The sequence below is a fragment of the Paenibacillus sp. FSL L8-0333 genome (assembly GCF_037965665.1).
In the GTDB taxonomy this organism is placed as follows: domain Bacteria; phylum Bacillota; class Bacilli; order Paenibacillales; family Paenibacillaceae; genus Paenibacillus_AQ; species Paenibacillus_AQ odorifer.
In genome coordinates this window covers 5,874,016-5,886,597 of record NZ_CP150186.1, presented here as the reverse complement: position 1 = coordinate 5,886,597, position 12,582 = coordinate 5,874,016, and the positions used below count along the sequence as shown (strand labels likewise).

5 protein-coding genes are annotated in these 12,582 nt (G+C 46.6%); all 5 read left to right on the top strand.

Annotation, left to right across the window (positions count from 1 at the left end):
* The gene (locus NYE72_RS26145; RefSeq protein WP_038573243.1) at positions 1–1,371 is read left to right on the top strand and encodes a glycoside hydrolase family 28 protein; all 1,371 of its coding nucleotides are present in this window, start codon (positions 1–3) and stop codon (positions 1,369–1,371) included.
* Positions 1,372–1,446: 75 nt separating this feature from the next.
* Positions 1,447–3,033, top strand: a complete 1,587-nt coding sequence (locus NYE72_RS26140) for a glycoside hydrolase family 43 protein (protein WP_076213695.1) — start codon at positions 1,447–1,449, stop codon at positions 3,031–3,033.
* An 80-nt stretch (positions 3,034–3,113) separates the two neighbouring features.
* A complete protein-coding gene (locus NYE72_RS26135) occupies positions 3,114–10,490 on the top strand; it encodes a pectinesterase family protein (RefSeq protein ID WP_339210766.1) in 7,377 nt (2,458 codons plus the stop codon).
* A 208-nt stretch (positions 10,491–10,698) separates the two neighbouring features.
* A complete protein-coding gene (locus NYE72_RS26130) occupies positions 10,699–11,625 on the top strand; it encodes a DMT family transporter (protein WP_081386569.1) in 927 nt (308 codons plus the stop codon).
* A 162-nt stretch (positions 11,626–11,787) separates the two neighbouring features.
* Entirely contained in the window at positions 11,788–12,576 is a 789-nt protein-coding gene (locus tag NYE72_RS26125) for an isocitrate lyase/phosphoenolpyruvate mutase family protein (RefSeq protein WP_076104883.1), read from the top strand.
* Positions 12,577–12,582: the final 6 nt, after the last annotated feature.

Genomic DNA, 12,582 nt, shown 5'->3' with positions numbered 1-12,582 from the left:
ATGTCTATCTACAATATAAATGACTACGGAGCACATCCTAATAGTCCAGAGCCTTCAACGGAAGCTATAGCCCGTGCCATTCATGCGGCAAGCGAGGCAGGGGGAGGAACAGTATATGTTCCTTCCGGGCACTATCAGACGGGTGCTATCTTCATGAAAAGCAATATTGAGCTGAAGCTCAGTCCTGGAGCTGAGCTTAGCTTCAGCTCTAATCCTAACGATTATCCGGTGGTGGATTCCCGTTGGGAGGGTGTGAAACAGAACGTCCATGCTTCATGTATTTTTGGAATAAATCTAGAGAATGTATCGGTTACAGGTGCAGGCAAGCTGGATGGAAGGGGCGCACCTTGGTGGGATAAACATCGGAATTCTCCTGATTCACTGCTGTATCCTCGCCCGAAGCTTATCAGCTTCGACAACTGCCGTAGAGTCACGCTTAGAGATCTGACACTCGTGAACTCCCCAAGCTGGACTGTGAATCCTATCTGTTGCCATGACGTTACGATTGATAATCTGTCGATCTATAATCCGGCGGATTCGCCTAATACAGACGGCATTGACCCAGAGTCCTGTGTGAATGTCCGCATCAGCAACTGCAATATCGATGTGGGTGATGACTGCATCGCCATTAAAGCAGGGACGGAGGATACGAAGGAGCGGGTTGCCTGTGAGAATATCACGATAACTAACTGCACGATGATTCATGGTCACGGCGGTGTGGTGCTGGGAAGCGAAATGAGCGGAGATATCCGTAATATCGTGATCAGCAATTGCGTGTTCAAGCAGACAGACCGCGGAATTCGGCTGAAGTCCAGACGCGGGCGCGGAGGTGTTGTCGAAGATATTCGTGTCAGTAATATCGTGATGGAGGACGTGATCTGTCCGTTTATTCTTAATCTTTATTATTTCTGCGGACCACGTGGTAAGGACAAATACGTATGGGACAAGAATCCTTATCCGGTGACGGAGGAGACCCCCTGCTTCCGACGGATTCATTTTGCTAATATTACTGCTCGGAATGTTCATGCTGCTGCAGGTTTTCTTTACGGCCTTGCGGAGCAATACATTTCAGAAATTACCTTTTCCGATATTGATATTTCCATGGCAGAGAATGCAATCCCTGGTCGTCCAGCCATGATGTCAGGAATCCAGGATATGAACAACCGTGGGTTCTATCTTGGCAACGTAAGAGATATCCGCTTCCGCCAAGTGACGATCGAGAATCATGAGGGACCGGCTTTTTATATTGAAAATGGAGAAACGGTAGATATCACCGGTTGCCAATCGAGAAACACCCGTAAAGTGGAAGAGTTAGTGCAGCAGGTGACCGTTGTCCCGTCACAGGAAGATCTAAGTGAGCAGGCAGATTGATAATTGAACAGGATAGACTGCAGGTTTGCTTAGGGTGAAGGGTGCGGATGTATGGAAATAGGAAGGAGTATGAAGATGATTACAGATAATATTCAGACTGGAATTATTCACAATCCCATATTAAAAGGCTTCAATCCTGACCCTTGTATTGTAAGAGCGGGGGAGATGTATTATATTGCTGTTTCTTCTTTTGAATGGCTGCCCGGTGTAAGGGTGTATCAATCAGCGGACTTAGCAGACTGGGAGCATTGCACAGATATTCTGACTCATCAGGTGGATCTGCGGGGAAATCCGAAAAATTGCAGTATCTGGGCTCCACAGCTTAGCTATTATGACGGTTTGTTTTATCTGATTTATACCGATGTTAAGAGCACTAAAAGGCCTTTTAAAGATTGTCATAACTATCTGATCACTGCGGAGGATATTGAGGGACCTTGGTCTGACCCGGTATACCTGAATAGCAGCGGGTTTGATCCATCTCTGTACCATGATGAGGATGGGCGCAAATGGCTGCTGAATGAGCTGTGGGATTACCGGATTACGGAAGGCAACAAGTCCTGCGGAATTGTAATTCAGGAGTACGATCCAGAGCAATGCCAATTAATAGGTGAACCTGTGAAAATCTTTGATTGCACGCCGCTGAAGAAGACGGAAGCGCCGCATATTTACAAGCGGGGAGGTTATTACTACTTAATTACGGCAGAAGGTGGCACTGGATCGGGGCATGCCGTAACCGTAGCGCGCTCCAAGGCGCTGCTGGGTCCGTATGAGGTGGATCCGCTCAATCCGATGTTGACCTCACGGGATAATCCCGAGCTGCCGCTTCAATGTGCCGGCCATGGAAGTCTGGTAGAGACACCAGAAGGTGAATGGTATATGGCCCATTTGTGTACCCGCCCCCTGGAAGGCGAATACGCCATACTGGGGAGAGAGACTGCCGTTCAGCAGGTGCACTGGAATGAGGAGGGCTGGTTAAGACTAACCTCAGGCGGAAATGCGCCACAGCTCAAGGTACCAGCACCTAAAGGAACGAAGGTCCTGAAACAAGTGCGGACGCTTGAATTCGAGGATGATTTTAACGGCCCGGAATTGAAAAAGAACTGGAATACACTGCGGATTCCTAGGAATGAAAGCTGGTGTTCCCTTGCTGAAAGACCGGGCTGGTTAAGAATCAGGGCCGGGGAATCCGTGCAGAGTCTGTTTGAGCATCATATTCTGGCTATTCGCCAGACGGATATAAGCTTCCGCGCCGAAACAGCGCTTGAATATGAACCGAATACTTATCTGCAGATGGCAGGACTACTGTTATACCTGAATGAAGATAACTATCTTTATGCGTATATCAGCCATGAAGAAGGACGTGGCAAGGTGCTGCGGTTAATGCGCTGTCAGCGGGATGAATTCACTGCGGAGCCTGTAATGATTGAACTAAATGCAGGGGAGACACTGCGGATCGCGGTTGAGGTGCAGGAAGTGACTGGGCAATTTGTTTATCTTAAGGGTGACGATACGGAGTGGAAGCCACTTGGCGATCCGCAGAATATCAGCTTTTTATCGGGAGGCTTCACTGGGAACTTTGTTGGCATTGCGGCGCATGATATGCAGCAGTTCGGTGGCAGCAGTGCTGATTTCGCATATTTCCGTTATCAGGGCAAGGAATAATACACACGGCTTTACTAAGGAAGGGGTTGCTCTGAGGACAGGGCCCCCTTCTTATTCCAATAGATATTAGGAGGTCTTGTATGAAGAAAAAATGGTTATCTGGGGCGCTGGTCGCGAGTCTTCTTGCAACATGTATGCCATTTGGTGGTGTCGAGGCCGCTTCTTTGGAAGCGCTTCCTGCCTTTCCGGGTGCGGAAGGCGGCGGCAAATATGTAACCGGCGGAAGAGCTCAACCTGTGTATGAAGTGACGACGTTGGCTGATTATGGTATCAAGGAAACTCCGATCCCCGGCTCCTTCCGCGATGCGGTAAGTCAAAGTAATCGGACCATTGTTTTTCGAGTGGGGGGAACCATCCATCTGAAGGAATCCCTCAAGATTACCGGCTCAAATCTGACGATTGCCGGGCAAACGGCTCCAGGTGACGGAATTACAATTGCCGACTACACAACCTCTGTTGAAGCTGACAATATTATTATGCGCTATATGCGTTTCCGGTTAGGCGACCGGGTAGCTAGTGAAGATGATGCTTTTGGATCAAGGTACCATAAGGATCTCATTATCGATCATAGCTCATTCAGCTGGTCGGTGGATGAAGTGGTCAGTCTGTATGACAACGAGAATACTACCGTACAATGGTCGATATCCGCTGAAAGTATGCTGATGACGACTCACCAGAAGGGACGTCACGGCTACGGAGGAATCTGGGGTGGCAAAAATGCCAGTTTCCTTCACAATCTGATTGCTCATAGCACCAGCCGCAACCCCCGTTTGCCGACGGTGACCAAATTGGTGGACCTGACGGAAATGTCTAATAACGTTATCTATAACTGGGGATTCGCTTCGACCTATGGTGGGGGAGCAGAAGATTATCGATATAATATCACTAACAATTATTATAAAAATGGTCCAAACACCTACACCAGTGTAAAAAATCAATTGTTTGGGGAAGTGTCTCCAGAAACCCGGTTGTTTATAGATGGGAACATCATGGATGGTAATCCGAAGGTTACCGAAGACAACTGGAAGGGTGTGCAAAAGTATTCGAATATCTCTAAGCTTGCGGAGCCGGCAAAGATGCCTAACCCCTATACGGCAGTGTCGGCGGAGGAAGCCTACGCAAATGTAATGGCTGATGCTGGTGCCACTTTGCCAAGACGTGATGCTTACGATGCGCGTGTCATTAATGATGTGAAGAATCGCACTGGACAGCATATTAATTCACCTATTGAAATAGGCGGTTACCCAGACTATACAGAGACAGCTTCCAATGTAATCGACATGGATCATGACGGTATGGATGATAGCTGGGAGATTGCTAATGGACTAGATCCTACCGATCCTGAGGATGGCAAGAAGTCGACGTTATCTTCGGAGGGATATACAAATTTAGAAGTGTATCTGAATGATCTCATTGTGTTAGGGAAATCAGGGAATGAGCATACGGACAATCCTGTAACCGCTATCAATTATCCTGTGAATAACCAAATCATAGAGTCAGGCAGCGAGGTGAATGTTACAGCTTCTGCCAGTGATAGCGATGGTATTGCTAAGGTGGAATTTATCGTTAATGGTGTGAAGCAAGACGAAGCTACCACAGCACCTTATAGTTTCAATTGGAACAATGTGCAGGATGGTACCTATTATCTTGTTGTTCAGGCTATAGACAATAAAGGGCTTAAGACACAATCCGATAACGTAGCTATACATGTCAACACCTCTGGATCCGTTCTTCCGTGGACTTCAGTGGATGTTGGTGGTCCAGGGATAGCGGGAGTGACTACACTTCATCCAGATAGCGGGAAAATTACGCTCAAATCGGCTGGACTTATCGGAGCTACATCGGAGAGCGAAACTGCTGTTGATAACTTTCAGTTTGCTTATCAAACCCTGACAGGCAATGGTGAAATTATTGCTAGAATCGACTCCGTAACGGGAACTGATGATTATGCCAAAGCAGGTGTCATGATTCGTGATGATCTCAATGACAATTCTAAAATGACGATGCTGGCAATCCCTTATGTCAAATATGGCAAGAAGGGAGTTATGATTACCCGCTCCACCACAGGAGCCAAGGTGGTAAAAACAGAACCGGACAGTTTCATCAATACACCTTATTGGGTGAAGCTGGTTCGTCTTGGTAACGAAGTGACAGGTCTGGTATCGCCGGATAAAGTAACATGGAGCAAGGTAGGCACGGTGAAGCTTGACCTGAATGATACGGTTTATTTTGGTCTTGCAGCCGATGCTGCTAAGGTAGATAACGAGGTTAATCGTTATAATGCGTCTGTCTTCAGTGAGGTGGAGCTGAAACCGCTTAGTGATCAGTTTCCTGCCGCACCCCGTGGACTTACAGCCACAGCCGGTGAAGAGAAAGTGAAGTTGAATTGGGAGGACGTTGCTTCTGCCAAGTCGTATAGTGTTAAACGTAGCGAGGTTTCCGGCGGTCCCTACAAAACGATTAATACTGAAATTAAAGATAGCTTGTATACTGATTCCGGACTCAGCTCCGGAAAAACTTATTATTACGTGGTCAGCGCGGTGAATGAGCTTGGTGAAAGCTTTGATTCCGATGAGGCCAGCGCTACAGCTGAAGGTGAAGCAGGTAATGTCTATTATGTGGATGAAGACTTCGAGCAGGTTGCCGTAGGTGTGACACCAGAGTATTATGATGTAACTCCAAATCCACAGACTGAAATTCAAAAGGTTATTGTATCTCCCACACCGTCTGACAGTAAAGGGAATACGTCAGATCAAGTGTTGAATGTGTTCGATGGTGCGAACGGCAGCGTGCAGTTTATCCGTAAATTTGCGCCAATTACAGGTGCACTGGTTATTGACACTGACTTTATGTTTGCGACAGAATCGGGAACCTCGGTGTTCCTGCAGGCCCAGAGTACAGATGGAAGCAAAACGGCATTCTCCATTGAGAGCAGAAAGCCAACGCTTCCTGAAGCTACAGGTAAATATACGCTAACCATGAGCAGGGGGAGCAGCCAGTATCATCAACTGATGAGCTCTTATTCCCTAAAACAATGGTACAACCTGAAGCTAAAGGTGGATGTGAACAACGATAAAGTGGATGTATATATCGATGATCAGCCTGCTGGCTCTTTTCCGTTCACAACCACGAATTTCGCCAGCTACGGCATTGGGCGTATCTTGTCCAAGACACCGGGCGGCGGCTCAGGAAATTATTACTTAGACAATTTAAAGATCTATGTTGAGCCCATTGAAACACCGCTTGGACTGACTGGGCTTCCAGGAAACCAAGCAGCCCAGCTATCATGGCCTGCTCTTGAAGGCGCAACTTCCTACAATGTTAAGAGAAGTCTTAAGAGCGGGGGGCCTTATGAGACTATTGCCAATGCTATTACAGAGACATCATATATTGATAATGAAGTTACCAACGAAACTACCTATTATTATGTTATCTCGGCGACGGCGCCCACTGGTGAATCGGGAAATTCCAATGAAATTAGTATTACCCCATCCGCTTTGGCGGTGAAATTGCCTGCGCCAGAATCGTTTGCGGCTGTAAGTCGGAATGCACAACTGGATCTCAGTTGGAAAGCTGTGGAGAATGCAGCCAGCTACAGCATCAAGAAGTGGAATGAGACTTCAGGTAGCTATGAACTCGTGGCAAAAGAAATCACCGGCACAACTTACCGCGTCGGAGGTTTGGCCAACGGGCAAACCTACCGTTACGTCGTAGCTGCAACAAATGTGGCCGGGGAGGGAAAAGAATCAGCGCCTGTTGAAGCTACTCCGGAATCTCCTTTGGGAACACCTGTCGTTTCCACGGAAGCTGGTGACAGTGTAATGAAACTAAGCTGGCCAGCGATTGAGGAGGCGAGCCAGTACATTGTCAAACGTGCCTCATCGGCGAATGGTCCTTATGAAGTGCTCGGGTCTGATTTATCAGACACAAGCTTTACTGATGCTGGGCTCGTAAACGGAACACCGTATTATTACAAAGTCAAAGCAATAAGCGGTACCCGTAGTAGTCTAGATTCAGCTGCTACCCCAGCGGTTCCATACAAGAATTCCGGCCAGCCGCAGGCTCCACAAGGAGTTAGCGTTGAGCCTGGCAACACTGATATCCATCTGACTTGGAATGTAGCTGATGGAGCTAGCAGCTATCAAATTCTACGCTCGGAGAGCGGTGGCAGCTATGCGGTCGTGGCCGACGGCATCGAAGCAACAGATTATACCGATAAAGGCTTGAGCAACGGGACTGCCTATCAATATGCGGTAATCGCCATCGGTGATAAGGGTGCCAGTCTTCCATCCGAGATGGTCAAGGGAATTCCAGCTCCTGTCATTATTGTTGCTCAGAATGGGACAGGAGATTATAAAACGATTAATGACGCTATTCAAGCAGCACCTGATAATAGTGCCCTAACCACGATTATTAAAGTGAAGAACGGCACGTATAAGGAGAAGGTGCTTGTACCTTCTAGTAAGATGAATATTAGTATCATCGGTGAGAGCCGGGAAGGTACCGTACTTATTAACGGTGACTCCGCGAAAACCATTGGCTCAGATGGTAAAGAAATGGGCACCAGCGGCAGCTATACATTAAAGGTTGCGGCAACTGATTTCACACTGGAGAACATGACGGTTGAGAACAGTGCTGGGCGGGATGCCGGTCAGGCAGTCGCTTTATATGCTGAAGGAGACCGGGGAGTGTACAGAAATGTTAAACTTCTTGGATATCAGGATACCCTGTTCGCAGACAAGGGAAGAGCTTATTTCGTCGATAGCCATATTGAAGGTACAGTGGACTTTATCTTTGGTAATTCCGCTGCTGTATTCGAGAATAATGTGATTCAAAGTGCGGGTGCTGGCTATGTTACTGCGCCTTCCACGGCAACGGGTAAGCCTGGTTATGTGTTCATCAATAATCGACTAACTGCCAGTGAGGGCGTTGCTGCTGGAACCGTTGATTTGGGCCGGCCATGGAGAGAATATGGCAGCTCTACCTTCATTAACACGGAGATGGGAGCTCATATTCGTGCTACTGGCTGGCATGAATGGTATGAAGGTCGTTCCAAAACTGCACGGTTCTCTGAGTTTTTAAGTTACGGAGAGGGTGCTAATGCAGCTTCACGTTACAGCTGGTCCAAACAATTAACAGCAGAAGAGGCAGCTGCCTATACGATTGAAGCTGTGCTTGGTGGAAGTGATGGCTGGAATCCACAGCAATCCAAGATCTTAGTGGGTCAAGAGCAGATACCTGCGGTACATGTCTCTTCAATTACTGTAACGGGTAAAGATGGAATTAGCAGCATTGAGTCGAAGGGCGGTGCCTTGCAGCTGCAAGCCTCTGTGCTTCCAGAGAATGCGACGAATCCTAAAGTTATCTGGACGGTAACTGAAGCAGATGGGATAACCTCTACGGATAAAGCGGTTATTAATGAGAAGGGCTTGCTGACAGCTAGAAAGAACGGTAGCGTACAAGTAACTGCGCGAGCTCTAGATGGAAGTGGAGTATCCGGAAGCCTAGAGATTAATATCAGCGGACAAGATGAGATTGCCCGTAATCTGCCCGCTGCAACGCTGAACGGACCGGTCACAGTGGTGGCAGGACAGGATTTCACTTACCGTGTAGGGCTTACAAATGTTACTACCTCCGTCTACAAGGAAGTGTATGCTGTAGACTTTACCATGGCATATGACGTATCTGGTGTGGAATTCATATCCGCTCAGACCTTGCCAGACGGATTCAGCATCACTCATATTAATGAGGACAGTCCAGGTCTAATAACAGTTAGTGTAGCTGGAACGGAGGCAGGAAATATCCTGACCGATGATGCGGAATTCTTAGAAATCATCTTCAAAGCGAAGAAGACAAACCGTGAAATCGCCGTGCCGCTTGGATTTATTTCTTTCCGAGGATCCAACACAGATGTTGATTTTGACATCCTGCATGAGGCACAATCGGTTGTTCATGTCATTCCTATATCCGTCATGGAGATAAAAGTCTCCTCCAAAGATAATGTGAGCGAAATCAAGTCAGGGCAAACCCTGCAAATGGCAGCTGTAATCCTGCCGGACCATGCATCCGATCCAGCAGTGACCTGGTCAGTAGTGAATGAGGATGGATCAGCTACTGAGCGAGCAACTATTACGGATACCGGCTTGCTCACTGCAATTGCAGCAGGCAAAGTAACGGTGAGAGCGACAGCTAAAGATGACTCCGGTGTTGTAGGTACGATGTCCATTGAGATTAAGGCAGAATCGCAGGTTTCAGAATCGGGCGGTACTTCATCTTCAACGACAGTCAAACCAGTGAAACAACCGGAACCAACTGTGAACGCAGATGGAGTTACTCTTTCCGTGACAGCGGATGTGAATGGTAAAGCTATTGCAGAGGTATCCTCGACGATTCTGCAACAAGCAATTGGCTCAATGCAGAATGGAGTATTGAGAATCACAGTGAAGCCATCCTCTGCCAGCTCGGTGGTTGAACTGACCTTGCCAGCTCGTGAGTTGGCTGGAGCGGGAGCAAAAGCAATTCAACTTTTGGAAATAGACATGGGATTGTCTACGTTCCGAATAAATGCTGACCTGCTTCTTGCGATGGCAGGATCTGACGCCGCAAGCGTTAAGCTTGTAGTTGGCAAAGTTGACGCGAATACACTGTCGCTTCAGACGGATGTCGGGGATATTTATGAGTTTAAGTTCTTTGTTGATGGCAAACAGTTTGACAGCTTTGGGCGTGGACTGAAGGTTGAACGGGATTACAAACCAAAGACAACTTCAGGTGTAGAACAAATAGTAGCCTACCAAATCCGTGAAGACGGGACTGTAGAGGTGGTTAGAAACTCCCAGTTTAATCCTACAACTGGCAAGATCATCTTCAGACCAGACAATTCCAGCAAATTCGCAGTAGGATATGCGGAAAATTCCTTTAAGGATATCGCTGGACTAGGCTGGGCACAAAATAGCATTCAAGCCCTTGCCGCCAGAGACATTCTGAATGGCACCGGAGATCATAACTTCGGGCCACAGCTGAATGTAACTCGGGCACAGTTCCTAAAGATGCTGATGCTTGCATTAGAGCTAGAGGAAGGTAATGCGGCAAGTACATTTAAGGATGTTTCGCTGGAGGCTTGGTACTACAGCTCCGTTGCTGCTGCTCAGCAGCTAGGAATTATTCAGGGCAGATCCGATGGAACCTTCGGTGCTAATGAAACGATTAGCCGTGAGGAAATGGCGTTGATGGCTTATCGTGCAGCACAACTCGCTAAACTTACGGTCGTGGGAGTGGACCAGCCAGTGAGTTTCAATGATGCCGCTGACGTTTCATCCTACGCTCGTGAGGCTGTACAATTCATGAGCGGAGCAAAGATTATTCAAGGTGTAGGCAAAGATAACTTTGCACCTAAAGCCAATACAACTCGTGCTCAGGCAGCTGTTATTGTCTATCGATTGTTCCAGCTAAATCCTTAAATTTCAAGTTGACACCCTGTGTGATTTATCATATTATGATTGGAGTTGTTACAAGTAAATAAACCAAACTCTATCCAGTGGATGGAGTGGCGGAATTTTGTCAAAGATGTATTCTTTGGTTTCAATCGCCCCTTGTCATTTCGATGACAAGGGGCTTTATTATGTTAATGAGCTTGCTCAAGAGAAAGGGAAGAGGTTTACGATGAATATGAAGTTATTCAAATATGCTTTACTAGTTTTTTTAGGTGCTTGTAGTTATGGCTCACTCTCTACGATCGTCAAGCTTGGAATGAACGATGGCTTTAGAATGAAACAATTGGTAGGATCACAATACTTTTTTGGATGGTGTATGCTGCTCTTGCTGGTCTTATTATTTTCCCGAAAGAAATTAGGGCTAAAAACAGGCGGGAAATTATTAGCCGCTGGGATCACTATCAGTTTAACTGGCATATTTTATGGCTTCGCCGTTGAACAATTGCCTGCTTCGATTGCGATTGTACTGTTATTCCAATTTACTTGGATCGGTGTAATTCTGGAGGCGGTTGTAGATCGAAAACTTCCTAGTCGGGAAAAAGTGATTTCGATGGTTATCCTTCTAATTGGTACGGTATTAGCGGGGGGCATCCTTGAGCCGAGTGTAGGTGGAATCACGACCACTGGTGTGGTTTTTGGCTTAATGTCAGCCGTGTCGTTTGCCTTCTATATTTTTGTGAGTGGAAGAGTAGCTACGCAGGTACCTGCCGTTAATAAAAGCTTGTATATGACCACTAGTGCAATGGTTATTATTATGACTGTTTTTTCTCCTTCGTTTTTATATGACGGTGCGATTACCGATGGGCTTTGGAAATACGGCCTACCTCTAGGTTTGTTGGGCATCGTAATTCCAGTTCTGTTCTTTTCGATCGGGGTTCCGAAGCTGGGTTCAGGTCTAGGCGCGATTTTAGGGGCAGCGGAGTTACCGGCAGCTGTAGTAGCCTCCGTGTTAGTTCTGCAAGAAGAGGTATCATTACTTCGCTGGATCGGGATTATCGTAGTTCTGATCGGGATCGCAGCTCCACAAATCCTACCGATGGGGACAGGGAATAAGTCATCCAAACCATCACCAAAACAATCACTCCGTAAGGTAGAACTTTAATCGGCAAACTGACATCGATGGTATGATCTGATCCTGAGAGGATTAGATTATCTATCGGTGTTTTTTTTGTGGAAAAAAAGATTGGTGTTAATTTTTCTGGTATCGATAATGGATGTCTAATATATAGTGGTTCTATTCTTAACTAAATGGAGATGACCACTTATGAACAGTAAAAACTATGACTATTTTAAAACGCTGCATGATCAAAAAAATCCACTGATCCTGTACAACTGCTGGGATGTAGCCTCAGCTAAAGCAATAGAGCAAGCTGGATCAAAGGCGGTAGCAACTAGCAGCTATTCCATGGCGGAAGCGTGGGGATATTCGGATGGTGAACAGCTTACATTTGAGCTTATGCTTTGGATGATTTCAAAGATTGCCGAACGAGTAGCGGTTCCATTGACCGTAGACATCGAAGGTGGATATGCTATAGATGAGGATACTTTAGCGCATAACATGGAGCAGTTATTTCAATTAGACATCTGTGGTATCAATTTTGAAGATCAGATTGTAAATCATCCTAACAATGAACTATGGGAGACCAGCGAACAAAGCCGTAGGATCAAAACCATACAACAAGTAGCCTCCAAACTGCAAAAGCGTGTGTTTATTAACGCTAGAACGGATATTTTTTTCAAGGATAAGGAACATTCGATGGATCTAGTGAATCAAGCTATAGAACGTACCTATGCTTATGCTGACGCTGGAGCGGATGGGATTTTTATACCGGGGCTCGCTGATCCAAGCTTGATTGAACAATTTGTCAAAAAATCGCCACTGCCTGTGAATATCATGGTTATGGACGGTATGCTTTCAAATCATGAATTGCAAAAAATTGGCGTGAAACGTATTAGCTATGGCCCGCGTAGTTTCTTTCAGGCACAACATAATCTTCAGGAAAATGCCCGGCAAACGCTTGACGCCTCAGGACTTTATTTAGAAATGAGCTAACCATAC

Coding starts and splice junctions, on each gene's coding strand:
- NYE72_RS26145 (WP_038573243.1), top strand. CDS start 1: ATGTCTATCTACAATATAAATGACTACGGAGCACATCCTAATAGTCCA.
- NYE72_RS26140 (WP_076213695.1), top strand. CDS start 1,447: ATGATTACAGATAATATTCAGACTGGAATTATTCACAATCCCATATTA.
- NYE72_RS26135 (WP_339210766.1), top strand. CDS start 3,114: ATGAAGAAAAAATGGTTATCTGGGGCGCTGGTCGCGAGTCTTCTTGCA.
- NYE72_RS26130 (WP_081386569.1), top strand. CDS start 10,699: ATGAAGTTATTCAAATATGCTTTACTAGTTTTTTTAGGTGCTTGTAGT.
- NYE72_RS26125 (WP_076104883.1), top strand. CDS start 11,788: ATGAACAGTAAAAACTATGACTATTTTAAAACGCTGCATGATCAAAAA.